Source organism: Streptomyces sp. NPDC001231, assembly GCF_042896885.1.
GTDB lineage: Bacteria > Actinomycetota > Actinomycetes > Streptomycetales > Streptomycetaceae > Streptomyces.
Genome location: NZ_JBIAXS010000031.1, coordinates 72,865 through 97,785, shown reverse-complemented (window position 1 = coordinate 97,785; position 24,921 = coordinate 72,865). Strand labels below are relative to the sequence as shown.

Here is a 24,921-nt window from a genome sequence, read left to right as displayed (position 1 = left end):
CGGCGGGAGTCATCCCGTGAGAGCGAGGTTGTGTAGGCGGGCAACGCCGTGCATCGCGTGGCGCACACCGTCGCCTCTCAGGCGGCAGTCGCGCAGGATCTTCCAGGTCTTCATACGGGCGAAGGCGTGCTCGACGCGGGCGCGAACCCGTTTGTGGCTCTTGTTGTGGGCCTGCTTCCAGTCGAGCAGTTCCTCGCCCTTGCGCCGGCGGTGCGGCATGATCAGCCCGGTGCCCAGGTAGCCGCCGTCCGCGATCGTCGTAGTGTTACCGACTGCCTGCTTGGCACCGGACTCGGCCCATGCCCGGCAGTCGTTGCGGTTCCCCGGCAGAGGCCGGCCGACCACCACGACCAGGCGGGTGTCGGCGTCGATGACCACCTGGTGGTTCGTCGAGTAGCGATAGTTCTTCGACTGCTCGGCGACCCTGTGGTCGCGGGTGGGTACCAGCGTCCCATCCACGATCAGCACCGCGTCCTTGGCGAAGCGCCTGCGCGGGGCCAGCGCGAGCCTGGGGCCGAGGTGGTCGATGACGCGATCGGCGGTGGACTTGGACACTCCGAAGAGCGGCGCGAGTTGGCGCAGGGTCAAGTTGGTGTGCCAGTACGCGGCCACCAGCAGCACCCGGTCCTCCAGGGACAGCTTCCACGGCCGACCACGGCCCGGCGCGTCGCCGCCCTCGCGGCGCAGCTGCCTCATCAACTTGCCGAAGGCATGCGGGCTCAGTCCGGCGAACGGGGCTATCCAGGACGGCTCAGACGCCGTGATCACACCAGCCACGGCCGAGATCATCCCACGGCAAGATCACTTACGGGACACCCCTTAGGTGCAATGCCAGTGACTTAAGCGGCTACTGACGCTCCGGGCGAAGGCGTTTCCGCACGTCAGAGCCTCGAAGTGCTACATAAGTCATCGGTATTGCCCTTAGGTGGACTCTACGGGGCGGAACGTCACGTTCACCGCGGGCGTAGCCCGCAGTGCGTAGGGGGCGGAAGGCTCCCGGAGCAGCCACCATGCGGCGGCAGCCGCTCCCAGAAGGGCCAGAGCCGTCGCCATGACCCACAGGCGCTTTTTGGGGAGTTCGGGCATCAGTACCAACCCGGCTTGATACGGACAATGTCCGCCCAAGTGCCCCGCTGGCTGTTGACGTAGACATCGAGGCGCTGGTTCAGACGGTTGTTGTTGTGCGCGCTCACGTAGGCCTTTCCGTTCTTCATCTTGGTGACGACGCCCGCGTGGTCCCAGCCTCCCTTGCCACCCCAGTTGAAGAAGACCACGTCACCGACCTTGGCTTCCTTCTGCTTGGTCTCCGTGTTCACCGCAAAGGTGGCGTTCCGGGAGACAAACTGCCGCATCTTGTCGGCGACGGTCCAGGTCTGCGAGTTGGTGTAGTAGAAACCACCACCGGAGTGCGGCGGCGCCGCATGCTTGAGCCGCCACCAGTTGTCCACGCTCTTCTTGTCCTTGTTCACACCCTTCATGCGCATGCCGCCGCCGTGGTACAGCGCCTTGGAGACGAAGTTGGTGCAGTCCTGACTGTACTCGGCACGGTCGTTCCAATGGTTCTTCGCCCACGTCGCCGTGCCACTGGCGTTGATGTTGGCATACGGCCCGTACTGCGTCTCGGAGGCCAAGAACGCACTGGGGGCGATGGTGAACGTCCGGGTGTCCGCCGCGTCGGGGCCGTCGTTCTCCACGGTGCCAAAGGTGACGGTGCCGAACGCGTCGTCGTCCTTGGCCAGTTGCTGTTCGTACTGCTCAGCGTTCATCCTGTTGCGCAGCACCGGCGCGCCCCCGCCCGAGAAGGTGTAAAGGACAGTCACCTCGCTGGTCTCCGGGTCCGATGGCTCGTCCGCGAGCGTCCGCTGCTCGCTCACCGTGGCGCGGACGGACACCGACCCGTCGGCCGAAGGCAGCACCAGGGCGTCGGACAGGTCGGACGTGATCGACGTATAGGTGAGGTCGTCCGCCTTCAAGGCGTCCCGGGTGTCGATCAGCCACGACTCCTCCGCCTTCAACAGCCATGAGTACATGCCGGCATTCGGTCGCCCGTTCACAGCGGCGCCGGCGCTGTTGTGCGCGCCCGTCGTCAAGGACGCGCCGGCTTGGAGATATTCGCTGACCGCCTGCGTGTACGTCTCACCGTTCAGCGGAGCGCTCAACGGCTTGACCGCCTCGCTGGTGACGGCGTCACTCCTGCCATAGGGATTCGACGCGCTGACCCGGAAGGTGCACGGCGTCCCGTTGGTGAGGCCGGTGATCGCGACGTCCCTGCCGCTCGAGCTTCGCTTGGCCACCACGACGCCGGCGGGGTCGACGGCCGTCACTTCGTACGTGAGCAACGTGTCGTTGTACCCGCTGTCCTCACTGGCACCCCACATGACCAGTGCACCCCTGTCCGCCGCCCGGGCGCGGACCGCGGTGGGCGGCGACGGCGGTGTGGCCGCCCCGTACTCGACCGTGAGCGTGGCCGAGGCCCGGCGAATGCTTCGAACGCCCCTGATTCGCAATCTGCCTCCGCGTGTCAGTCCTGCGCCACTGTCAACGGTGACCCGGGTGAAGATCAGCCGGGGAAGCGGACCGACTCCAGCACCCGGGCTGTCTCCGCGTGCCCCGTGTAGTCCAGGAACAGCACCCGGGAGACGGGCAGGTGCCACGCCTGGGGTGAGAAGCGGTAGCCGCTCGCGCAGGCGGCAGTCCAGCGGTCGTAGGCCGCCTTGCGGCTGCCCACCGGACGCAGGCCCGACTCGATCGGCGGCGACGACGTGCCGCTGGTGATGCCGTTGAAGGAACCATCCGCGAGGGTCGGGCGGACCGGGCAGGGCTGGACGTCGGTGGCCGCGTACCAGCCGCCGGGCTGACGGGCCTCGTAGAGCCGCAGTTCGTTTCCGGCGATGGAGCCGGACTTGATAGCGATTCCGGCGCAGCCGAACGTCGTGGCCAGCCCGGCCCGGTATGCGGGCTGCACGCAGGCGTCGCTGCCGTACTTCGTCAGCGTCCAGCCCGGAGGTATCTCGAACGTCAGCCGGGCGAAGGTGACACGGGGCCAGGCGGCGCGAGTGCGGGGCGCGGCCGTGTTCTCGACGACTGCTTGTTTCGGTGTAGGCGCGGACGTGGTGCGGGCCGGGGTGGGACTCGACGATGCGGGCGCCGGGGAACTCGTTGATGCCTGAGGGGACAAGGGACTCCCGGTTGACGGCTCCGCGCCGGTGACCGCGGGCTTCGCCGACGCGGCTCCCTCGTTGGCCGGGCCGCACGCGCTCGCGGCGACAGCCACGGTCAGGCTCGCGGCCGCCAGCAGCAGGGGTCTGAGGCACTTCTTCATTGAGGATCTCTTCATGGCACGCAGGAGTGTGCCATCCGTCTGCCGACCCGCGTCTCACACGTACATAACGAAAGTCCCGCTTCCCCTGTGGCTGAGGAGAGAGGCGGCGGGCCCGCGGGCTCGGATCGCACAGAAAGTGCGGCTTGGTGTCACATGACTTGACGCAGCGCCGTCGCTCCTTTGACCAACACCTCGCCGTCATCCTTGATTGGCCCACCAAACACCGGCTGTCGACCCGCTGGCGCCGTTGTCGGCGTGGTCGCCCCTCTCGCTGAATCGCCAGGTGAGAGAGGTCATCTAAGACCTCGGTGCCTGACGGGACTCCGAACCACCCATCTCGGTAGCCTTCACGCTACTCAGGGATGATGCCGGCGTCAGCCCGTGAAGGCGGGCAACGGGTTTTCCCGTCCTCGTTCACCAATCCCGGGTGGCGATCAGCTTCTCTGCATCTGCGTCCGGGAACCCGTAGGCCGACGCGACAAACCAGAAGTCCTCAGCGATCTCCTCCCGCGCGACCGTCTCGATCTCACTTCCGGCTGCCTCGAACTCCGCCTCCAGCAGGTTGAACTCCTCTGTCGCGGCCTCGGTGAGCGCGTACAGGGCAACCAGATCCGTCGGCTGCTCAGACTCGACCCGCTCACACAGCCGCAACAGGATCGCCCTGCCCTTGTCAACGACGTGATCGGGGAAGTACGGGTCCGCGTACAGCTGCCTCAGAAACGCGTGTCCCGCGACCTGTTGATTTGTGATCGGCATAGCGCACCCATCCCTGTAGAAGGACTGATCTGCGGATCATGCACCAGACCACTGACAAGACGCCGTCGCCTGGCAGGCGCGGCACGAGCGCAGGGCCCGTTTGACTTTCGTCGTAGGAGGCAAGGGTGGTCCCGCGAGTGCCTTCGCCCGTGTGGTGACAGCCATGGAGGGCCGCTCGGCTTCCGAAGTCTTGGCACTGTTATCTGCCGTCGAACAGCCGGTCAAAGTCGCCGCGGCGAGCAGTGCAAGTAAGGCACGTAGGTGACCCGGCCCCCATATTCGAGTGAGCCCGCGGGATGGATGTACGTAGGGTGGCGGGCGTGGATCCAGCTGACTTCTACTCCGGCATCGTCGCAGAGCTCTACCGACCGCTGAAGTCAGTCTCCCAGGACCCTGAGCCGTACGCGGCCCTCATTCGGCAAGTCGGCGAGCCGGCACTGGAGTTGGGATGCGGGGACGGTGATCCCCTACTGGAACTGCGCCGACGCGGCCTGGAGGTCGAAGGCGTCGACTCCTCCGCGGACATGCTGGAGCGCCTGCGGCGCCGGGCGGATGAGCAAAGCCTTCCCATCACCGTGTTTCACCAGCGCATGGAGGCCTTGAACCTGCCCCGCCGCTATCGGGCGATCTTCCTCGCGGGGCCGACCTTCAACCTGCTCCCGGACGACGCCACCGCGCTGGCCGCGCTGCGCGGCATCCGCGCTCACCTGGCGGACGACGGCGCTGCCCTGGTGCCCCTGTTCACCCCCGTACCGACCCCGGCCGAACAGATCGGCCGTGTGCGCACGGCCGCCGCACCGGGCGGCGCCGAGCTTCGGGTGTCCGTCGTCGCCGAGCAACGCGATGAGACAACTCGGACGCAGACGACGCTTCTGCGCTACGAACGCCACCACGGCTCCGACAGCAGCGTCGTGGAGCGCCCCTGGGTCTTGCATTGGTATTCCCGCGATGAGTTCGAGGAACTGGTTACGACCGCCGGCCTTGCCGTGACCGCGGTCACCGATCCGCGCGGCAAACCTGCCCACGCCGATGCCACCGACCTGCACTTCCGGCTCCAAGTCGCCTCCTGATCGTCCCTGTTCGGGTCATCCGGATTTTCGTGACGCTTCGTCAGCAGGTGGCTGACAGTATCGGCCGTCACGGTCGTCACCGGGCCGAACAGCCAGATCGCGCCGCCTCCTGGCGGTGGTCCGGCCATGGTTGCGGTCCACGTCGTGGACTCGAAACGGCTGTTCGCGACGGGCAGGTCCTACGGTGGCAGGAGGCCTTCGCACACGCCCCGCCGGCCGCGGTGAAGACATGTTGGCCGCGCCGGCGACCACGAAGAGCTGGGCCGCCCTTCCGGGGGCGCCGCGTGGGGTTCTGGCCCTCGTTCACCGCGATGGTCTGGTCGCGCAGTTCGGCCGCCAAGGCGGTGACCGCCTCAATGGGGACAACGCCGCACCTGTTCAGTGAGGTCCGCGAGGCGGAGGCACGGCTGGTGGCCGAATCAGCCGTCGGCCACGGCCACGTCCGCTTCCGCGTCCGCTTCCGCTTCCGCGTCCGCGTGAAGTAACGCCAGGTTCTGGCACCGGATCTTGGACTCGCTCACGCAAGTCCAAGGTCACGTTCAACCAGGCCAGGATGCTCACGCGCCAGATGACGATCGCGGCCAACTCATCGAGCGCCCGCTGAAACCACATCGATGGGGCCCAGCACGGCTGGTGCCTGATGCTTCCCAAGCCTCCCCCCGCACGCCGACGGCGAGCAGCACTACGCGCCGTGAAATCACCTCCCGGTCGGCGTCATAGGTGAACTCGTCCAGCCTGAAAACGCGATCGCGTAGCGCGCCGCCCGCTACATACACTGACGGGCATGGCATGCCGCATCAGCGAGTTGGTCATCGACGCCGCCGACCCCGACCGGCTCGCCGTATTCTGGAGCAAGGTCCTCGGCTACGTCGAACTCGGCCGGGAAGACGACGGAAGCATCGAGATCGGGCCGCCCGGCGTCGGCTTCGGCGGCCCGCAGCCCACGCTCATTCTCAGCCCCAGCAGCAACCCGCGGACCGGGAAGCTCCCGCTGCACATCGACGTCAGCCCCACCGACCGAGACCAGGACGCCGAGTTGGAGCGGCTGCTCTCTCTCGGCGCCAGGCCAGTCGACGTCGGCCAGACCGGCGCCGAGAACTGGTACGTGCTGGCCGACCCGGAAGGCAACGAGTTCTGCCTCCTGCACACCCGGCTCCGGCCCCTCTGACCACGAGCGATTGCGCTCTTTGTTCGGGCGTGACCGCAAGGACAGTCTCGGCTGCGGCCTTCAGGCCAGTCTCGGAGCCGACAGCGAGTCAGCGCAGGAAGGTCCGATGCTCGGGCAGAGAGCAGCTGGTGGCTGGCTCGTCAGCCAATGCCGGTGCCCGCGCGCCGCTGTCGCCGATGATGATGACCACGCTGGCCAACTAACTCGTTCACCGCCCAAGCGCGGTCGTAGTCCGATCGTCGAGGAGGTCGCCGGGTTCGCCACCGCCGCGCTGGCCCGCCAGGACGACCGCGCACGGCAGCGCCGGGGCTCCCTGGGCAGGCTGACCGCCATTCCACATCAGGAGGACTGCGGCTTGGCGGGGGCCGCCGTGCCGGCGCACGGCGCGGGCCTCGACCTCGGTCGGCGCCATGTGGTGCTCCGGGCCCAGCCGGCGGAAGCCGAAAACGGAACGCCCGGCGAACTCGCACAACAGGTACCGCCGAGCGGGTCGCCCACTTGGGGCCGTACGCCGTGACCGCGCCCGAGGCGGACGGGCGGTGGCCGTCGTTCCCCTCGCCGAGGGCGAGCCGGATTCCCGCGGAGAACGATGTCTGCGGCGCCAACTGCGCCTGCTCGCACCTGGCCTGTGCGGCAGCGGCCTCTCGGTCGGCGTCGGCAGACCGGGCGAGGGCGCGCGCGGAATGCGGCGATCGTCGGACGAGGCGCACCACGCGGCGCTGGCTGCGCAGCGACGGTCGGAGGGACGGTCCGAGGCACTGAGCCTGGTGGGCATCGCATCCACAGGGTGGAGGAACTCACCAGCCGCGGCCTGTCCCAATGGCGGGACCGCCTCGACTTCCAACCGGCCCTCGAGATCTCCCGCGATCGGCTGCGGGCCGACCGAAAGTGATGGTCGGCGGGCGGCGTCGCGGGCAGGATGGTCGCCATGACGGATGAAGGCTCCTCCATCGACTCCACCAGGCCCAGCATCGCCCGCGTCTACGACTACCTGCTCGGCGGCAAGGACAACTACGCCGTGGACCGGGAGGTCGGCGACGTGTTCAAACGTGACCTTCCAGGTTCGGTGGCCATCGCCTTCGCCAACCGCGCGGCTCTGACCCGGGCGGTCGGGGAGATCGTGACGACCACCGACGTACGGCAGTTCATCGACCTGGGCAGTGGTCTTCCGACCGCCGACAACGTCCACCAGGTCGCGCAACGCCACGCTCCGGAGTCCCGGGTCGTGTACGTCGACACCGACCCCCAAGTGCTGGTCCACGGCCGCGCGTTGCTGGAGGAGAACGACCGGACCCGGGTCGTCCCGGTCGACGTTCGGAACCCCGAGGACGTCCGTACCCACCCGGACACCCTGGAACTGATCGACTTCGATCGCCCCGTCGCCGTCGTGTTCAGCGCCATCCTCCACCACGTCAACGACGACGAGGACCCGGCTGGAATCGTCCGCTACTGGCGCGACCACGTGCCCTCGGGGAGCTACTTCTTCGTCAGCCACTTCCGTTCCGGCAACAACCCGGAGACAGCGGAGGCCGAGGGAGTCCTCCAGCAGACCTTCGGCCGCGGTCGGTGGCGCACCGACGGGGAGATCGAATCCCTGCTGGACGGCCTGGAGATCCTCGGCCCCGGGATCGTCCCTGCACCCCTGTGGCGTCCCGACATGGCTGAAGGCCCGTGGAGCGGCAACGGCGAACGGGAACTCACCGTCTGGGAATGCCTCATCGCCGCCGGGCTGGCCCGGAAGGCCTAGGGTCCGGCCTCGGTATCGGGGCTCGGCCTTCGGTCTGTGCGGCGTTGTCGGCCCGGAGATGCCTGCCGAACGCCCGTGGCAAAATCAGCGGGTGCAGATCAGGATGCTGGGTCCATTGGAGGTACGCACGGACGACGGCCTCTTGGTCGACGTGCCGGGCGCGCGGTTGCGCGGACTGCTGGTCGCCCTCGCGCTCAAGCCGGGTCACGTGGTCCCGAAGGCATCGCTCATCGACTGGATCTGGGGCGAGCACCCGCCCGCCGATGCGACGAACGCCCTGCAACGCTTGGTTTCCCGGCTGCGGAAGGTACTGCCGGACGGCGTGGTCGAGGGGCTGACGGACGGCTACCGGTTGACGGTGGAGCCCGACGCCGTCGACACCGCGCGGTTCGAACGCCTCGTCGGCGCGGGCCAGGCCCGCGCCGAGGACGCCTCCCGGCGGGTGCGGCCGCTGCGCGAGGCCCTTGAGCTGTGGCGCGGTGCGGCCCTGCAGGACGTCGGTCTTCAGGACAGCGCCGCGTTCGACGCCGCTGTCGTACGGCTGGAGGGGTTGCGCCTGTCCGCCACCGAGGAGCGGGCCGACGCGGAGGTCGCCCTCGGGCGCGGTGCGGGGATGGTCACGGAGCTGACCGACCTGGTGGCCGCGCACCCGGTACGGGAGCGGCTCGTCGGCGCGCTGATGCGCGCCCTCGTCGCGGCCGGTCGCGACAGCGAGGCGCTGCTGGTGTACCAGCGCGCGAGGGAGGCCCTGGCCGACACGCTGGGCGTCGACCCCTCGCAGGAGCTGTCGGCGTTGCATGTCGCGCTGTTGCGGGGTGAGCTGCGGCAGGGTGAACCGAGCCGCAAGACCAATCTGCGCGCCGAGCTGACCACCTTCGTCGGCAGGGGTGCCGATGTCGCGGCGGTCCGTGAGTTGATAGCCGGGCACCGGCTCACCACCGTGATCGGGCCGGGTGGCTCGGGGAAGACGCGGCTGGCCACGGAGACCGCGCGCACGCTGCTCGGCGAACTGCCGGACGGGGCCTGGCTGGTGGAGCTGGCCGCCATCGGGGCGGACGGCGACGTGGCGCAGTCGGCGCTCGCCGGGCTGGGCCTGCGGGACACCCTGCTCGGCGGGGCCCCGAACGCGGAGCCGACGGACCGGCTCATCGCCGCGGTCCGCGAGCGGGAGGCGCTGCTGATCCTGGACAACTGCGAGCACGTGATCGAGTCGGCGGCGGTGTTCGCCCACCGGGTGCTCGGGGAGTGCCGGCGGCTGCGGATCCTGGCGACGAGCCGGGAACCGCTCGGCATCACCGGGGAGGCGCTGTGGCTGGTCGAGCCGCTGGCCCTGCCGGAGGGGGACGCGGACCCGGGTCGGATCGAGTCCTCGCCCGCCGTGCAGCTGCTGCGGGACCGGGCCGGGGCGGTGCGCCGGAATCTCACGGTCGACGCCTCCACGCTGGCGACGGCGGTGCGCGTCTGCCGGGCGCTGGACGGGATGCCACTGGCGATCGAACTGGCCGCGGCCCGGTTGCGCACCATGTCCATCGGCCAGTTGGCCAACCGGCTCGACAACCGGTTCCGCCTGCTGACCAGCGGTAGTCGCACCGCGTTGCCGCGGCACAAGACGCTGCGCGCGGTGGTCGACTGGAGCTGGGAACTGCTCACCGAGGCCGAGCGGATGGTTCTGCGCAGGCTCTCGGTGTTCGCCGGCGGGGCGAGTCTGGAAGCGGCCGAACGGGTCTGCGCGGGCGACGCGGTCGAGCGGGAGCAGGTACTCGATCTGCTCACCGCGCTGACCGAGAAGTCGCTGCTGCTCACCGAGGGCGACAGAGCCCCGCGCTACCGCATGCTGGGCACGATCAAGGAGTACGCCGGGCACCGGCTCGCGGACGTGGGGGAATCGGACCGGGCCCGCCACGCACACCTGGCCTACTTCACCGAACTCACCGAGACCGCGGAGCCGCACCTGCGCCGCGCCGAGCAACTGGAGTGGCTCGCCACGCTCGGGGCCGAGCACGACAACATCGGTGCCGCGATGCGCGGCGCACTCGCGGCGGACGAGGCGCAGGCGGCGATGCGGCTCGCGGCCGGTGCCGGCTGGTACTGGTGGCTCGGCGGGCACAGGACCGAGGGCATCGAACTGATCACCGCGGCCGCCAGGACGCCCGGTGAGGTGCCCGACGAGATGCGGGCCACGGTGTACGCGCTGATCGTGCTGTTCGTGAGCTCCGGGCGCAACGACGAGCGCCAGGCCGCGGAGTGGATCCACGAGGCGCACCGGCTCAGCCGGCTCGGCGGGCGCCGCCATCCGCACATGGGGTTCGTCGAGGCGTTGGAGCGCATACTGCGGGCGCCCGACACGTCCCTGTCCGCGTTCGAACCGCTGCTGGACGACGAGGACCCCTGGGTGCGCGCACTGGCCCGGTGGCACCTGGGCAAGATGCGGATCGTGCTCGGCCAGGACACGCGCAACGCGGACGCGTACCTGGAGACGGCGCTCGCCGAGTTCCGGGCGCTCGGCGAGCGGTTCGGGATCTCGCTCGCCCTGATCGAGCTGGCGGAGCGGACCGCCGTGCGCGGCGGGTTCGTCGATGCGTGCGAGCACTACGAGCAGGCGATCGCGGTCGTCACCGAGGTCGGTGCCATCGAGGACGTCATCCACATGCGGTCGCGGCAGGCGCAGTTGTACTGGCTGCTGGGCGACAAGGCCGCCAGTGCGGCCGCCATCGCCGAGGCCGAGCGGTGCGCGGAGCGGGTCACCTGGCCGTACGCGCTGGCCGAACTGGCCCTCGCGAAGGCGGCACTCGCCCGGTGGGGCGGCGACGCCGCGGAGGCGCGCGGGCAACTCGGCGTCGCGACGGCCCTGCTGGGCGACGAAGCGGAGAGGGCGAACATCCGCGCGGGGACGCACGACCTGCTCGGCTACCTCGCCGACGACCTCGGCGAGGCCCGCGCGCACCGCGTGGCAGCCTGCGAGGCGGCGGCCGAGGCGGGGTACGCGCCGCTGCTCGCGCAGGTGCTCGTCGGGGTCGCGGACCTGGCCCTGCGCCGCGGTGAGCACGAGCAGGCCGCGCGGCTGCTCGGGGCGAGCCTCGGCGTGCGCGGGCTCGAGGACCGCTCCCAGCCGGACACCCCCCGGATCGAGCAGGCCGTGCGGAACCGCCTCGGCGACACGCGGTTCGCCGAGGCGGCTCGGGAGGGGACGCGTGCCAGCTGGTCTCAGCTGGTCGAGGTCACGCTCGCCTCCTGAACGCGGAGACCGCCCACACGTATCCGAGGACGGCGAGCCCGACGCACCAGGCGAGGGCCGCGATCGCGTCGCCGGTCGACGGGTGGCCCGCCAGCAGCCCGCGCAGCGTCTCGATGATCGGGGTGAAGGGCTGGTACTCCGCGAACTGCCGCACGCCGGTCCCCATCGTGTCGGCGGGCACGAACGCGCTGCTCAGGAACGGCAGCATGATCAGCGGCACGGTGGCCAGGCCCGCCGACTCCGCGGTCTTCGCACCCAGGCCCATGGCGACGGTGAGCCAGCTGGTCGCGAAGGCGAGCAGCAGCATGATGCCGATCGCGGCGAGCCACTGGAGGAAGCTCGCGTGCGGACGGAATCCCATCGCGAAGCCGACGCCGATGATGGCCGCGTCGGCGATCAGACTGCGCACCGTGGTGGAGACGACATGACCGGCCAGCACGGCGCCGTGAGAGACGTCCATGGCCTTGAACCGGTTGATGATGCCCTTCGTCATGTCGCCGTTCACGGCCGCCGCGGTCGGCCCCAACCCGTAGGTGATGGCCATCACCATCAGGCCCGGCACCGCGTAATCGACGTACTTTCCCTCGACTTTGAAGGCGCCACCGAACACGTAGACGAACATGAGCATCATCACGATGGGAAACAGGACCGCCTGGAACACGGTGACCGGATTCCGGGCCGTGTGCTTGAAGTTGCGGCGCAGCATGATCGCCGCGTCGCCGAACGACGTCGAGACACTGCTCATTTCGCGATCGCCTCCGTGCTCGTGTTCGTGCTGATGCGTCCGGTCAGGGCGAGGAACACGTCATCGAGGTCCGGCGTGTGCACCGAGAACTCCACTGCGTTGATGGTGTGTTCGTCGAGCTTGTCCAGTAGGGCCCGCAGCGACTTGGACCCGCCGTCGCTGGGGACGCGCAGGGTCAGTTCCTGGTCGTCCCGTGTGGAGTCGGTCAGGACCCGTGCCGCCGCGCCGAGTTCGTAGAGGTCGGTGAACCGGAGCCGGACGTGACTGCCGGGGGCCTGGCGCTTGAGCTCCTCGGGGGTGCCCTGGGCGACCAGGCGGCCCTGGTCGAGCACCGCGATCCGGTCGGCGAGCTGGTCGGCTTCTTCCAGGTACTGGGTGGTGAGGAAGATGGTGGTGCCGTCGGCCACCAACTCGCGGACGATCCCCCACATCGTGCGCCGGCTGCGCGGGTCGAGACCCGTCGTCGGCTCGTCCAGGAAGATGATCCGCGGGTTGCCCACCAGCGTCATCGCCAGGTCCAGCTTCCGGCGCATACCGCCGGAGTAGGCCGACGCCGGCTTGTCCGCCGACTCCAGCAGGTCGAACCGTTCCAGCAGCCCCGCGACCACGCGGCCAGCGGAGCGCACCCGCTTCAGGTCCGCCATCAGCTGAAGGTTCTCGCGGCCGGACAGCAGCTCGTCCACCGCGGCGAACTGACCGGTCACGCCGATGACCGCGCGGACCTCCTTGGTCGCGGTCAGCACGTCGTGCCCGGCGACGCGCACCGTCCCGGCGTCGGCTCGCATCAACGTCGTCAGGACGTTCACCGTCGTCGTCTTGCCCGCCCCGTTCGGGCCGAGCAGGGAAAATACCGATCCTGCGGCGACGTCGAAGTCGATGCCGTCCAACACGACCTTGTCGCCATAAGCCTTCCGCAGCCCTGAAACCGCGATCGCCGAATTGTTCATGCCCCCACGGTCCCCGCCGGGCCTGACACCCACCTGTCACACCCCTGACACGACCACTGACACGCCGCTCCACCGCATCGCAGGCGCCCGGACGGCGCATTCTCCGGGCGGGCTTATGGGGGGAACCTCATGTGCACCCGCATAGAGGGTTCTGCCTGGCATGCACGGCCCGCACGCGAAGCGTACGGCGCTGCTTCCATGCCTCGGCGGAGGCGATCGCCGATGTCACCGGCCTGGTGGCACCCGGCGGCAGCAGCCGCTGAGACGGCCCCTGCGGCGGACCGCCGCGCGGAGGAGCCAGCCGCTGTTACTCGGCGTCGTCGGCGCGGAGGGTCAGGTCGAGGAGGCCGGGGAAGCGGGCGTCGAACTCCTCGCGGCGCAGCCGGTTGAGCCGTTTGGGGCCCTGGTCGCGCTGTTCGACCAGGCCGGCGTCGCGCAGGACCGAGAAGTGGTGGCTCTTTGCGGCCCGGCCGACCGGTACGTCGAAGTTGCTGCAGCTGAGCGCCCAGTCGGGGTGGCAGGCCAGGTCGCGGACCAGCTGGATGCGCACGGGATCCGCGAGCGCGGACAGGGCGGTGAGAAGCGGGACGTCGTCGGGGTGTGTGTGCACGGGCGCCGGACGGTGACTTGCGCCTTCAGCCCGGTCCGACATTCCGATGCCCTCCTTCGCCCAGTGTTCGATGACCATCTTACAGTGCTAGTGTTCGCTTCCGGTTGAACACTCATGGAAGGGTGGGCTTGCGTATGCGTGCGGTCGAGTTCCAGGAGTACGGCGGTCCCGAGGTACTGCGGATCGTGCAGACCGCGGAACCCGAGCCGGGCCCTGGCCAGGTGGCCATCGAGGCCTTCTGGGCGGGGGTGAACTTCGCGGACGTGAAGGCGCGTGCCGAGGGGTACCGGGTGGCGTCGCTGCCCTACCGTCCGGGCCTGGAGGTCTCCGGGCGCATCCGGGCGGTCGGGGAGGGCGTCGAGGGTCTGCGTGCAGGGCAGGAGGTCGCCGCGCTCGTCGACGGCGGCGGCTACGCCGAGGTCGTACTCGCGGAGGCCGCGAGGGTCTTCCCGTTGCCCGACGGGCTGGCCCTGCGGACCGCGGCCACGCTGCCGACCGTGCTGCCGACCGCGCACGCCCTGGTCCACGAGGTGGGGCGGCTGCGGGCCGGGGAGAGCGTGCTGGTGCACGGCGCGGCGGGGGGCATCGGCACGGCCGTCGGGCAGCTGGCCCGGGCAGCGGGCGCCGACGCGGTGTACGGGGTGGCCTCCAGCGACGCCAAGGCCGACTACGCACTCAAGCACGGCTACGACGAGGTGTTCCGGCCCGACACCTTCGAGACGGACGTCCGCCGGGCGACCGGCGGCAGGGGCGTCGACCTGGTCCTGGACCCGGTGGGCGGCGACACGCTGCGCCGCGGTCTGGAGGCACTGGCCGTCTTCGGGCGTCTGGTGTCCTTCGGCAACGCCGGCGGCGCCGAGCCCTGGCGGGCCGGGCAGGGCGAGCTGTACGCGCAAGGCCGCTCCGTCGGGGGCTTCTCCGTGCTCGCCCTCGCCCAGTCCGCACCCGACGCCCTGCGTGCCCTTACCGAACGCGCCCTGCGCACCGTCTGCGACGGAGCGGTCGCCCTTCCCGTCACCGCCGAGTTCCCTCTGTCGGACGCGGCCGGCGCACACCAGCTCATCGGCGGGCGCACGTCCACGGGCAAGCTGCTGCTGCGCATCACCGACTGACCGTTGCCTCCCGCACACGACGGGCCGTCAGCCGGGCCCACACGCCGGTCACCCGACAGGAGTGACAGGCCCGGGGCGCATGCCGAGCGGCGTACGGCCGACCGATGAGCCTGCCCCTTGCCAGGGCGCCCGGAGCGTGTGTCGGGCGGCAGACGGACCAGCGTCACGAAACGGTGACTGTGCCCCCAGAACGCCGCACTTCCCCCCACAGAGCCGCTACGGTCATCGCTTCCACGATCAACCCCCGGGGGCACCATGACCAACCCGTACACAACGCCGCAGCCTGCCCGTCCCGCACCGAAGTGGGCGCGGAAACGGTACGTGCTGCCCGCGCTCGGCCTCGCCTTCTGTCTCGGCATCGGCGCCGGTGCCGGCGACAGCCAGCCGCAGGACGACGCCGAGCCGGCCGCGGCCACGCCTCAGCCGACCGCCACCGTCACCGCGATGGCGACCGTGACCACCACACCGGCCGTCGACCCCGAGCCGACGCCCACCGTCACGGAAACCGTGGAGGTGGAGGTTACGGAGACCGTCACCGCACAGCCCGCCTACAACGGCAGCGGCAGCAACGGCGGGAGCAGCAGTAGCGGCGGTGGCGGCGGAGGCAGCGCCTACTACGCCAACTGCGCCGCCGCCCGTGCAGCTGGTGCCGCACCCGTCCGCCGCGGCGACCCCGGCTACGGCCGGCACCTCGACCGAGACGGCGACGGCGTCGGCTGCGAATAGCCACGGACCCGGGGGATCATGAAACTCGTCCGGCTACTGCCGGCTGTCCTGCTCACTTGCCTGGCCATCGGCGGGCCTCATGGCTGTTGACGAAACGCGGCGCCTGGTTCGGCCCGCTCGTGAGCCTGGCCCTGTTCTCGGATCACGGGTATTGAGCAGCCAAGGCGAGGGCATGCCTGGCATAGGACGGCTGCGTGAGGCGACGCCGCTCGACGTGGGGCCGAACCTTGGCCATGATCAGTGGAACGCTTGGAAACAGCTCCATCACGTCGTCTGATCGAACAAGCCCGCGGCTCGCGAGCAACGCAACAAGCTCCAGCTTCTGCAGCAAGTCCTCAAGCGCATGAGCGTCTTCCTTCGTCAGCGACTCGAAGTCTCCGAGCTCCCCGTCACGGATCCGCCGGCGTATCACGCGAAGCCCAGGAGCCTGGTACTCCTGGTGAAGAGCCACAAGCGACTGCAAAGCGCGTGCGTGCTTCGCCTCCCGCACCTGAGCCGCCGCGTAACCACAGGCGACTGTCACAACCACCGCGCTGAACGCGCCACTTATTGCCGTGACTGCATCCCACCCGGACATACCGCTCCCCCCGCACAAGCTGTCTGGCCCCCCACACACCCGCGCCCCAACCGCAGTAGTGCTCCACCAGACTGGACGTATGGAGTCAAGATCATCCACCCTGGCCACCTGACTGTCCACCAGACCGCGCGCATACTCGGCATCGGTCACGGCTACCGCCCCGACTCCCCTGCGTGCGGCCGGGTTTGACGCGGCCGGCTGAGGCTGTCGGATCAGGCGTCGGACGGAGACGTCAGGGTGGCGGACGAGGGCCTCGTCCGCCGGGTCCTGCTACCAGCCGGCCTTGACCCCGTTGTAGGCCTTGCGGCAGTCGGCGTTGGTGGCCTCCACGGAGAGCTTCTGCATGGTGTTCTGCCAGACCTTCTTGGCCACCTTCTCCAACTCCCGTGTCTGGGCGGGGATGTTCGGAGCGTACTTCTTGATCGTCCCGATGGCGGAGGTGGTGAACTTGTTGCACGCGGGTCCGGCGGCGTTCCGGTAGCGGGTGTCCAGGTCCGTGGCCACCGCCTGGCCGTTCTTGGTGGCCCAGTTGTTCCAGGCCGCGCACGCCTCCTGGGTCATGGCCTGCTGGTCGGCGTCGCTCAGGTTCATGACCTCGACCAGCATGGCGTTCTGGACCTTGTCGGGGACCGTGAAGTCCGTGACCGGGAACTTGTCGAGCGTGGTGAGCAGCGCCTCCTGACACGCGGGCGGCAGCGGGGCCGCCTGCGCGGAGGCGGGGAAGGCCAGGGCGGAGGCGGACAGGAGGGCCGCGGTGAGGACCGTGCGCTGGACGGTACGCGACAGGGTCATGGGGGTGTACTCCTTGCATGAAGAATGTGACGGTTCGGGGTGAATCAACACCCGGTTGCAGAACGATCATTGGCCCCGCAGGACACGGCCGCCCGTTCCGGTGGCAGCGCGTCGCGGGTTCGGCGGCGGAAGACCATGAACCCCGCCAGTGCCGCCCCCGTCAGCCAGAGCAACTGGATCGCGAGGCCCTCGGCCACCGGCGCGGTGGAGAAGGCCGCGGACATGCTGGCCTGCACGGCTCCGTACGAGGGCAGGAAGCGCACGACGGCGCTGTCCGACCCGGAACTGGACAGGGGGTTCTGCAGTGCGACGTCGATGACGCTGATCATCAGGATGGCGAACATGCCCTCCACCTCGCGGCGGAGCACCGAGCCGAAGACCACTCCGAGCGCACCGTAGGTCAGGGCGGCGCAGAACAGCGCGGCGGCGAGCATGAGGGGCTGTCGGGGGGACCAGGCGAAGCCGGCGGCGGCCGTGGCGTACGCGGCGATGGCGGCGCAGACCAGGGTGAGCGCGGAGAGCTTGGCGAGGACCAGGTGGTGGCGCGGGTACCCCGCCATGGCCAGGCGCCGGTCGAAGGCACCGCCCGTGAAGGTGGCGGCGAACATCATGAACCCGGCGATCAGGGTGACGGCGTTCAGCGCGCCGGTGATCTGGGTGAGATGGTTGCCGGGCGGGGTCAGGACCTCTCCCGTGGCCCGCAGCCGGAACGGCGCCGGGCGGTCGGGAATGGTCAGATAGGCCAGGGCGATCCATACGGGGATGTACACCACCACGAGCAGCATCGCGAACCGGTTGCGGGCGTGACCGATCAGCGCGTACCGGGAGGCCGTGGTGAACAGCGACCAGTGCCGCCTCATGCCGCCACCTCCGCGCGCCGGTCCTGGCGGTGGAGGCGTCCGTTCTCCAGGCGCCACAACTCGTCCAGCCGGTCGATGTCGTACGCCAGGTGCGAGACGACCAGCACCGAGCGTCCGGCGTCGCGCAGCCTGGTCGCCAGCTCCCAGAAGCGCAGATACGTCTCCCAGTCGAAGCCTTGGTAGGGCTCGTCCAGCAGCAGTACGTCCGGGTCGTGCATGAGCGCGAGGGTCAGGTTCAGCTTCTGCCGTGAACCCCCGCTCAGCAGACCCGCACGCTGGTCGAGATACTCGGTGAAGGCAAGCGTCTCCATCACCTCCTCGGCCCGCCGAAGGTCCGCGAGACCGAAGGCGTGCCGGAAGAAGTCCAGGTGCTGGCGGACGGTGAAGGAGTCGTCCAGGACCACCGACTGCGGGCAGTAGCCGAACCTGCCGCTGTGGCGCACCGAGCCCCGGTCCGGCCGGAGTTCACCGGAGAGGATCCTCAGCAGCGTCGTCTTTCCGGCGCCGTTCTCCCCGACGATCCCGGCCAGGGCCCCGGGCCGCAGCCGGAGGTCGACGCCCCGTAGAACTGTGTGCTGCCGGTAGGAGTGGTGCACATCTGTGACGTCCATCGCGCTGCTCCGTCGTGCCAGGTGATCCGGTTGGCCGCGGAACCGGTCCGTGTCCTCCGAGTCGGCGACGGAACCGGGCCGCTCGTGCCCAACGAGCAGGCAGCACAGGGGAAACGAAGCCGGGAGCGGTTCCGTCGCACGGCGTCAATCCGGCGCGCACCGCGTCACGCCTGCGGCGGTTTCGCCGGCGGAAGCGGCTGTCGGGGCAGGCGGGGCGGCTAGCGTGGCCGGCACCGGGGTGTCGGCAGGTCCGCCCGCCCGGGTTCCGCCCCGGTCCAGGAAGGTCGGTCAGTCATGCGGAGAACATGTGTGATCGGCGCGGGTCCGTCCGGCCTGGCCGCGAGCAAGGTCTTCGCCTCGCGGAACGTCCCGTTCGATTGCTTCGAGGCCGGGTCCGGCATCGGTGGACTCTGGCGGTACGGCAACGACAACGGCATGTCTGGGGTGTACGCGTCGCTGCACGCGAACATCTCGAAGGAGAGCATGTCCTTCTCCTCCCTGGCCATGCCGGAGACCGGCCCGGTCTTTCCGCACCACAGCATGGTCCTGGCCTATCTGGAGGACTACGCCGCGTCGTTCGGCCTGCACCGCCACATCGTGTGCGGCACGGAGGTCACTTCGGTGCGGCCCCTGGACGGCGGCGGCTGGGAGGTGGTCTGCCGGCGCCGCGGCGACGCGGTCGAGGAGACGCGGCGCTACTCCGAGGTGGTGGTGGCCAACGGGCACCACTGGGACCCGCGGCTCCCGGCCCCCGCCGTGCCCGGTGCCGAGGAGTTCGAGGGGACCGCGATCCACTCGCACGACTACCGCACCCCCGACCCGTACGCCGGTCTGCGGGTGCTGGTGATCGGCATGGGCAACTCCGCGTGCGAAATCGCGGCGGAGATCTCGCGCACGGCGGCGCGGACGTTCCTGTCCGCGCGCGACGCGGCGCACCTGTTCCCCAAGATGCTGCTCGGCCGTCCGGCGGACCACCTGGTGTGGAGCCCGCTGTCCGATGTCCCGCGGTTCCTCAAGGACCCCGCCCTGCGGCTCCTCCTGCGGCTCACCCGTGGTGCCCCGGCTCGTTACGGGCTCCCCGAACCGGACCGCGGGCCGCTCGCACGCCACCCCTCCACGTCCGACGAACTCCTCGTCCAACTGGCCCGTGGCGCGGTCACACCGAAGCCCGGTGTCGGTTCCTTCGGCCGGGACACGGCGGCCTTCACGGACGGAAGCCGGGAGCCGGTGGACGCCGTGGTGTACGCCACCGGCTACAAGATCTCCTTCCCCTTCCTGGAGCCCTCCGTGTTCGCCGTCCCGGACGGCCGCACGGAGCTCTATCTGCGCACGGTTCCGCCCCGCATCCCCGGGCTCTACTTCATGGGGCTCGCGCAGCCCTCCGGTGCGGCCTTCCCGCTGCTCGAACCGCAGGCGGAATGGATCGCCGAGCTGATCGAGGGCGCGGTCGCCCTGCCGTCACCGGCGGACATGACGCGGGCGATCGCGCGTGAGTGGCGCCGCCATCGCAGGACGTACGTGTCCACCTACCGCCACGGGATCGAAGTCGACTTCCGCTCCTACCGAAGGGCTCTCCGCCGGGAACGCCGGGCGGGCAGGCGTCGCGCACACGGCGCCGTCCCGGCCCTGCCCGCCGTGACCGGCGCCGCCCCGGCGGCCGACGCCGTGTGATCCGCTCCGCTCGGGCCGGGCGCTGCCACGCGGAACCCGAAGTGGCGGTCCGGCACGATCGGTTGGCCCGGGGGCCGCACGCAAGCGCTGGGTACGGCCCCGGTGCCGGTTCATTCACTCCGGCGCCACGGCCCCCTCCAGCTCACCGACGGCCCGCTCCCACAGTTCCGGAAGCAACTCCCCGAGCGGTAGGGCGCGGTCGGACACGAAGGCCACCTCGGCCCAGCTGCCGAAGAACGAAAGGCCCACTCCGAAGAGATGGCCGGGCACGAGCAGGGGGAGCAGGGCGACGCCCGTCACCTGGGTGTTCCCCAGGCTGCCCTTGTCGGCGACCGGCATGGACGTGGCCATGACCTGGGTGACGCGCGAGGAGAGCATCCTTCGCAGGTACCACTCGGTCGGGCGGTCCGGCATGTGGCGCACCAGGTCCTGAATCGCCTGCCGCCAGGCCTCGCCCCGCAGTTTCCGGGTCGTCGCCATGACATGCTCCAGCCGCCGCAGGGGCGCGTCGCCGTCCTGGGGCCGGGTGCCGCGTTCCACGGCGGTCCGCACGGGCAGCTCCAGCGGCAGCGCGAAACAGCGGTTGCCCCAGGTCTGTTCCTCGTCCGGACGGCGTGCGTCGACGGGCAGCAGTGCCGTCACCCGGGGAAGCCGTACACCGGACTTGGCCGACCAGGCCGACAACGCCCCGGCGAGCGCGGCCAGATGGGCGTCGTGGGCCGATCCGCCACGTGCCGCACCGATCCGGCGGAGGGCGTCCGCCGGTACCCGTCCCCGCCACAACCGCCGCTCTCCCGTGGGGACGAAGGGGACGGCAGGACGGTGGCCGCGGACCGCGAGGGAGCCGGCCACGAACTTCGCGGCCAGCCCGACGGCGGTGCCCACCCGCCGGGGCAGAGCGGTCAGGCGGCCCTTCCCCGGAACCGGGCGGGCCGAAGCCTCCCCCTCTCCCAGCATGGCGCGGAACGTCATCGCGGCGGCCGAACCGTCCTGGCAGGCGTGGTGGAAGCGGTAGCACAGGGCGTACTCGTCGGGCGCGTGGCCGTGGACCAGCCAGACCCCCCAGTAGGTGCCGGGCGCGAACGGCGCGTTGAGCGCGGTGTGCAGGGCGGCGTCCCACCCCTCGGGGCCCTCCGCGACGACCTCGTGGACGTGCCGGTCGATGCTGAAGTCGGCGTCCTGCCGCCAGCGGGGGCGCCGTGGGCCGCCCTCGACCCGGCTCGTGAGCAGGGGCAGCCGCCCCAGGCGGAAGCCCACGTAGGCGCGGAGGTCCGCCAGGCTCGGGGGCGGACCGCTCAGATACGCGACGCCGCCGGCGTCCCAGCGGACGTCGGGGTGGCGGCGTTCCATGCTGAGGAAGGCCCGGTCGACCGTGTGGGTGGGGCGGCTGAGGCAGGAAGAGGGCTGCTGGGCTGGCTCAACGGACTCGGGCATCGGGGAACTTCCATTCGTGCCGAGGGACGGGCAGGCGGGGCGAGGCCGGGCAGTCGGCCATCCCGACCGGCCGCGGGATGGATCACCGATCGCAAGGGCCGCCGACGAGTACGGATCCGCGGCGGCGCCGAATGCGTCACCTCGGCCTGGATCAACACGGTTTATATCCGGACGTGGTGAGCGGCCGCGCGCCCGCAGCCGCCTCGGAGTACGGGCTTCCTCCGCGCCGGGAGTACGCGTTCCCCCTGCCCCACCGGGCTCGACGCCCCGCACCGCCCGCCGGCGGCGAGGCGGCACCACCCGGAACCACCTGTCCGCCACCGCCGGCGAGATCACCCGGAAGGAGGACAGTCCTCCCCGTGGCCCGCTCGGTCGCGGCTGCTCCGTCGCGTCCGTACGGGCCGGGCGCCCTGGCTCGCGACCGGGGCTTTCAAGGGTCGGTCCGGGACACGCACAGACCGTGGCCTGGGTCATCCGTTCAGGTGAGCCGGCGGGTTCAGAAGCAGCGTCACCATTCACCGTCTGACACTGTGTGCCTTGCGCCGGCGATCATCAGGCCGCGCCCGCCGGTGTCATGCCGCGCCATGGGACGGTCGGCTGCATCCCACTCCCCGGCCGCCGGAGCGGCCCAGCCTTCACCGCCCTCGCGCGCGGTCGTGGTCCTGTCCCTTTTCGGAGCCCTTGGAGCCAAGGTCATGCACGTCGCCCTCACCGGCGCCACCGGATTCCTAGGACTGCGCCTGCTGCGCTGTCTGCTCGACACACACCGGTCGGTGACGGTCCTGGCCCACGCGGGGTCGGGCGACGCGCTGCACCGCATCACCCGGTTCTTCGCGCTGACCGGCGCGCCCGAGGCGTTCGTCGCCGGACTCCCCGGCCGGCTGCGGGTGGTGGAGACCGATCTGGAGCGGCCCGGGCTGGGCCTGTCCGGGCGCGCGTTCCAGGAGTTGGCCGACGGCCTCGGCGCGATCTGGCACAGCGCGGGCAGCATCAACCTTGAGGCCGAGCTTCCCGAGTTGCGCCGGACCAACGTCGAAGGGACCCGCCACGTACTGGAGTTGGCTGCCGCCGGACGCGGGAGACCCGTGGTCCACCATGTGAGTACCGCCTTCGTGGCCGGGAGCCGGCGTGAGGGGGTGGCGTACGAGGACGAGCTGGACGACGCGTACGGCTTCGAGAACGCCTACGAACGCTCCAAGTACGAGGCGGAGGTGTTGGTCCACGCGTGGTCGCGGGAGCACCGCCGTCCGGTCGTGGTGCTGCGGCCGAGCATCCTGGTCACGGACCTGCCGCCGCACCCGGACCTGCCCTCGCACCCGCTTCAGGTCATCGAGCGGATCCTGCGCGACGCGCGACGCACCGCCGGTCCCGGGAGCCCGGATCACGACGGCGCCGCGTCCGAGGGCCCCCGCAGCTCCGGCCCTGGCGGCCGTCCCCGCCTCCGGTTGGTGGGTCATCCGCACGGTCATCTGAACCTGATGCCGGTGGAGCACGCGGCCGAGGCCATGGTGCGGCTGGCCGGCCTGACGCCCTCGGGCGGAGTCGACACGTACCACGTCGTCCATGACCGCGACGTGCCCGTGCCGACGATCGTGACCCTGCTGGAGCGGCTGGTCCGGTTGTCGATCGACCTGGTCGCCACGAAGCCGGACGACCCGTCGGCACTGGAGGCGCTGGTGGACTTCTACCCGGGTCTGACGGCCTACCTGACCCACCGGCGGCGCTTCGACGACACCCGGGTCCGGGCCCTGTTCGGGCCGTCGGCGGCCTCCGGCCGGGTGGACCTCGACCACCTGTGGTCCGGACTGGCCCCGAGGGACCCGGTTCCCACCGGGTCGTCGCCCAGGCCCACGGCCGCCTTCCCGTCCGCCCGGTACGCCTGACCCGCACACCTCCTCTCCCGCTGGAGCCCCTCCGTGCCCGTCCTCTCCGCCCCTGACGCCCCCGCCGCGTCCGTACCGGTCTTCTCCCTGGAGGAGATCGCCGCCCGTGCCCGACGGATCCGGGAACCCGTGCACATCGTCAGCGGGCCGAGCGGCCGTGAGCTTGGCCTCGCGACCGGCCCCTTACCCGAGGGCCCGGTGCTCGGTACGCTGCCGCCGCTGTACCCCGAGTGGCTCGGTGGGCGCACGTTCTGCGAGGCGCACGGCGTCCGTTTCCCCTATGTGGCGGGCGAGATGGCGAACGGCATCTCGACGACCCGGATGGTGTCCGCGATGGCGCGGGCGGAGATGCTCGGGTTCTTCGGCGCCGGTGGCCTGGCGTACGCCGAGGTGGAGCGGGCCGTGCACGCGCTGGCGCAGGAGCTGCGGTCCCGGCCGAACTGGGGGGTGAACCTCATCCACTCGCCGGCCGAGCCCGCGCTGGAGTTCCGCGTCGCCGAGCTGCTGTCGCACCACGGAGTGCCCCGGATCTCGGCGTCGGCGTTCATGGAGCTGACCCCGGCCGTCGTGCTGTGCTCGGCCCGGGGACTGCGCCGGGGCGCCGACGGCGGGATCGTCCGGCGCACACGGATGCTCGCCAAGGTCTCCCGGCCCGAGGTGGCCGAGAGGTTCCTCTCCCCCGCCCCGGCAGCGCTGCTGGACCGGCTCGTCGCCGACGGGAGGCTGACCCCGGAGGAGGCCGGTCTGGCGGCCCGGGTGCCGGTGGCCGAGGACATCACCGTGGAGGCCGACAGCGGAGGCCACACCGACAACCGGCCGCTGTCGGTCCTGCTGCCGAGGATCGTCCTGCTGCGCGACGCGCTGTGCCGGCGGTTCGGCTACCCCCGGCCGGTCAGGATCGGCGCGGCCGGAGGGCTGGGCACGCCGGCCGCGGTGGCCGCCGCCTTCGCCCTCGGCGCGTCCTACGTGGTCGTCGGATCGGTGAACCAGACGGCCGTCGAGGCGGGCCTGTCCGACGAGGCCAAGGCGATGCTCTGCGAGGCGGATGTCGCCGATGTGGCCATGGCACCGGCGGCGGACATGTTCGAACTGGGGGTCACGCTGCAAGTGCTGTCCAGGGGAACGATGTTCGCGCGGCGGGCCGACAGGCTCCACGCGGCGTACCGGGCGCACGGTTCGCTGGAGGAGATCCCGCCCGCGGTGCGAGCGACGCTCGAACGGGACGTGCTGCACGCCTCGTTCGACGAGGTCTGGCAGCGGACGCGCGCGTTCTGGGAGCGGCGCGACCCCTCGGAGATCACGCGTGCGGAGGCCGATCCCAAGCACCGTATGGCGCTGGTCTTCCGTTGGTACCTGGGCAGTTCCAGCCGGTGGGCGATCAACGGCGAGACGGCCCGGCGTGCCGACTACCAGATCTGGTGCGGACCGGCGATGGGCGCGTTCAACCGCTGGGTCGCGGGCACGTTCCTGGCCGAACCGGCGAACCGGTCCGTGGTGCAGATCGCGCTCAACCTGCTCGAAGGCGCCGCGGTGCTCACCCGCGCCCATCAACTGCGCACTTACGGAGTCCCGTTGCCGTCCGAGGCGTTCGCCTACACCCCGTACGGGCCGGCATGAAAGGCCCCGGTGCCCCTCAGGTGTCAGCAGCAGCCGCC

General features: G+C 70.6%; 23 protein-coding genes. 11 read left to right on the top strand and 12 right to left on the bottom strand.

Features of this window, described 5'->3' with window-relative positions; genetic code table 11:
• Nucleotides 1–9: 9 nt before the first annotated feature.
• The 4 genes from ACFY3J_RS31190 to ACFY3J_RS31175 form a co-directional block, all read right to left on the bottom strand.
• Nucleotides 10–777 carry a transposase gene (locus ACFY3J_RS31190; RefSeq protein WP_390842236.1) on the bottom strand — a complete coding sequence of 256 codons (768 nt, stop codon included), beginning with the start codon at nucleotides 775–777 and terminating at the stop codon, nucleotides 10–12.
• A gap of 308 nt (nucleotides 778–1,085) precedes the next feature.
• Nucleotides 1,086–2,339 (bottom strand): amidase domain-containing protein, encoded by a 1,254-nt coding sequence (locus ACFY3J_RS31185; RefSeq protein ID WP_390842235.1) that lies wholly within the window; start codon nucleotides 2,337–2,339, stop codon nucleotides 1,086–1,088.
• A gap of 221 nt (nucleotides 2,340–2,560) precedes the next feature.
• Complete coding sequence (locus tag ACFY3J_RS31180; protein WP_390842234.1) at nucleotides 2,561–3,337, bottom strand: hypothetical protein; 777 nt, start codon at nucleotides 3,335–3,337, stop codon at nucleotides 2,561–2,563.
• Nucleotides 3,338–3,736: 399 nt separating this feature from the next.
• Complete coding sequence (locus tag ACFY3J_RS31175; RefSeq protein ID WP_390842233.1) at nucleotides 3,737–4,078, bottom strand: DUF5713 family protein; 342 nt, start codon at nucleotides 4,076–4,078, stop codon at nucleotides 3,737–3,739.
• Between the two features lie 320 nt (nucleotides 4,079–4,398).
• On the opposite strand from ACFY3J_RS31175, the gene ACFY3J_RS31170 reads away from it, so the two are divergent.
• The 6 genes from ACFY3J_RS31170 (at nucleotide 4,399) to ACFY3J_RS31145 (ending at nucleotide 11,298) form a co-directional block, all read left to right on the top strand.
• Nucleotides 4,399–5,148, top strand: coding sequence for a class I SAM-dependent methyltransferase (locus ACFY3J_RS31170; RefSeq protein WP_390842232.1), 750 nt, complete (start codon nucleotides 4,399–4,401; stop codon nucleotides 5,146–5,148).
• Nucleotides 5,149–5,432: 284 nt separating this feature from the next.
• Nucleotides 5,433–5,633 carry a hypothetical protein gene (locus ACFY3J_RS31165; RefSeq protein WP_390842231.1) on the top strand — a complete coding sequence of 67 codons (201 nt, stop codon included), beginning with the start codon at nucleotides 5,433–5,435 and terminating at the stop codon, nucleotides 5,631–5,633.
• Between the two features lie 299 nt (nucleotides 5,634–5,932).
• On the top strand, nucleotides 5,933–6,316 hold the full coding sequence (locus ACFY3J_RS31160) for a VOC family protein (RefSeq protein WP_390842230.1): 384 nt from the start codon (nucleotides 5,933–5,935) through the stop codon (nucleotides 6,314–6,316).
• A 410-nt stretch (nucleotides 6,317–6,726) separates the two neighbouring features.
• A complete protein-coding gene (locus ACFY3J_RS31155) occupies nucleotides 6,727–7,248 on the top strand; it encodes a hypothetical protein (RefSeq protein ID WP_390842229.1) in 522 nt (173 codons plus the stop codon).
• Nucleotides 7,245–8,063: an SAM-dependent methyltransferase gene (locus ACFY3J_RS31150; RefSeq protein WP_384178550.1), complete on the top strand. Its 819-nt coding sequence runs from the start codon at nucleotides 7,245–7,247 to the stop codon at nucleotides 8,061–8,063. The genes ACFY3J_RS31155 and ACFY3J_RS31150 overlap by 4 nt, the downstream gene beginning before the upstream one ends.
• Before the next feature lie 91 nt (nucleotides 8,064–8,154).
• On the top strand, nucleotides 8,155–11,298 hold the full coding sequence (locus tag ACFY3J_RS31145; protein ID WP_390842228.1) for a BTAD domain-containing putative transcriptional regulator: 3,144 nt from the start codon (nucleotides 8,155–8,157) through the stop codon (nucleotides 11,296–11,298).
• On the opposite strand, the gene ACFY3J_RS31140 is transcribed toward ACFY3J_RS31145, so the two are convergent.
• The 3 genes from ACFY3J_RS31140 to ACFY3J_RS31130 form a co-directional block, all read right to left on the bottom strand.
• Nucleotides 11,282–12,043 carry an ABC transporter permease gene (locus ACFY3J_RS31140; RefSeq protein WP_384178547.1) on the bottom strand — a complete coding sequence of 254 codons (762 nt, stop codon included), beginning with the start codon at nucleotides 12,041–12,043 and terminating at the stop codon, nucleotides 11,282–11,284. The two genes, ACFY3J_RS31145 and ACFY3J_RS31140, sit on opposite strands and share 17 nt — an antisense overlap.
• Nucleotides 12,040–12,990 (bottom strand): ATP-binding cassette domain-containing protein, encoded by a 951-nt coding sequence (locus ACFY3J_RS31135; RefSeq protein ID WP_384178544.1) that lies wholly within the window; start codon nucleotides 12,988–12,990, stop codon nucleotides 12,040–12,042. Before ACFY3J_RS31135 ends, ACFY3J_RS31140 begins: the two co-directional genes overlap by 4 nt.
• Before the next feature lie 307 nt (nucleotides 12,991–13,297).
• Nucleotides 13,298–13,642, bottom strand: a complete 345-nt coding sequence (locus tag ACFY3J_RS31130) for an ArsR/SmtB family transcription factor (RefSeq protein WP_384178659.1) — start codon at nucleotides 13,640–13,642, stop codon at nucleotides 13,298–13,300.
• A 92-nt stretch (nucleotides 13,643–13,734) separates the two neighbouring features.
• On the opposite strand from ACFY3J_RS31130, the gene ACFY3J_RS31125 reads away from it, so the two are divergent.
• Nucleotides 13,735–14,712 carry a zinc-binding alcohol dehydrogenase family protein gene (locus ACFY3J_RS31125; protein WP_390842227.1) on the top strand — a complete coding sequence of 326 codons (978 nt, stop codon included), beginning with the start codon at nucleotides 13,735–13,737 and terminating at the stop codon, nucleotides 14,710–14,712.
• 255 nt (nucleotides 14,713–14,967) lie between these two features.
• On the top strand, nucleotides 14,968–15,438 hold the full coding sequence (locus ACFY3J_RS31120) for an excalibur calcium-binding domain-containing protein (protein ID WP_390842226.1): 471 nt from the start codon (nucleotides 14,968–14,970) through the stop codon (nucleotides 15,436–15,438).
• Nucleotides 15,439–15,580: 142 nt separating this feature from the next.
• Here the strand turns inward: ACFY3J_RS31120 and ACFY3J_RS31115 are convergent, their stop codons facing one another.
• The 4 genes from ACFY3J_RS31115 to ACFY3J_RS31100 all read right to left on the bottom strand — a co-directional run bounded on the left by ACFY3J_RS31115 (nucleotide 15,581) and on the right by ACFY3J_RS31100 (nucleotide 18,278).
• Nucleotides 15,581–16,015: a hypothetical protein gene (locus ACFY3J_RS31115; protein ID WP_384178535.1), complete on the bottom strand. Its 435-nt coding sequence runs from the start codon at nucleotides 16,013–16,015 to the stop codon at nucleotides 15,581–15,583.
• Between the two features lie 270 nt (nucleotides 16,016–16,285).
• A complete protein-coding gene (locus ACFY3J_RS31110) occupies nucleotides 16,286–16,807 on the bottom strand; it encodes a hypothetical protein (RefSeq protein WP_225077092.1) in 522 nt (173 codons plus the stop codon).
• Between the two features lie 44 nt (nucleotides 16,808–16,851).
• Complete coding sequence (locus tag ACFY3J_RS31105; protein ID WP_384178532.1) at nucleotides 16,852–17,667, bottom strand: ABC transporter permease; 816 nt, start codon at nucleotides 17,665–17,667, stop codon at nucleotides 16,852–16,854.
• Nucleotides 17,664–18,278, bottom strand: coding sequence for an ABC transporter ATP-binding protein (locus ACFY3J_RS31100; RefSeq protein ID WP_384178529.1), 615 nt, complete (start codon nucleotides 18,276–18,278; stop codon nucleotides 17,664–17,666). Before ACFY3J_RS31100 ends, ACFY3J_RS31105 begins: the two co-directional genes overlap by 4 nt.
• A gap of 309 nt (nucleotides 18,279–18,587) precedes the next feature.
• On the opposite strand from ACFY3J_RS31100, the gene ACFY3J_RS31095 reads away from it, so the two are divergent.
• A complete protein-coding gene (locus tag ACFY3J_RS31095) occupies nucleotides 18,588–19,949 on the top strand; it encodes an NAD(P)-binding domain-containing protein (protein ID WP_390842225.1) in 1,362 nt (453 codons plus the stop codon).
• A gap of 114 nt (nucleotides 19,950–20,063) precedes the next feature.
• Here the strand turns inward: ACFY3J_RS31095 and ACFY3J_RS31090 are convergent, their stop codons facing one another.
• Nucleotides 20,064–21,383, bottom strand: a complete 1,320-nt coding sequence (locus tag ACFY3J_RS31090) for a wax ester/triacylglycerol synthase domain-containing protein (protein ID WP_390842224.1) — start codon at nucleotides 21,381–21,383, stop codon at nucleotides 20,064–20,066.
• A 695-nt stretch (nucleotides 21,384–22,078) separates the two neighbouring features.
• Here ACFY3J_RS31090 and ACFY3J_RS31085 point away from each other — a divergent pair.
• Together ACFY3J_RS31085 and ACFY3J_RS31080 are read left to right on the top strand one after the other, a co-directional pair.
• Complete coding sequence (locus ACFY3J_RS31085; RefSeq protein WP_384178523.1) at nucleotides 22,079–23,266, top strand: SDR family oxidoreductase; 1,188 nt, start codon at nucleotides 22,079–22,081, stop codon at nucleotides 23,264–23,266.
• 33 nt (nucleotides 23,267–23,299) lie between these two features.
• A complete protein-coding gene (locus tag ACFY3J_RS31080) occupies nucleotides 23,300–24,883 on the top strand; it encodes a PfaD family polyunsaturated fatty acid/polyketide biosynthesis protein (protein WP_384178520.1) in 1,584 nt (527 codons plus the stop codon).
• The last annotated feature ends 38 nt before the right edge of the window (nucleotides 24,884–24,921 follow it).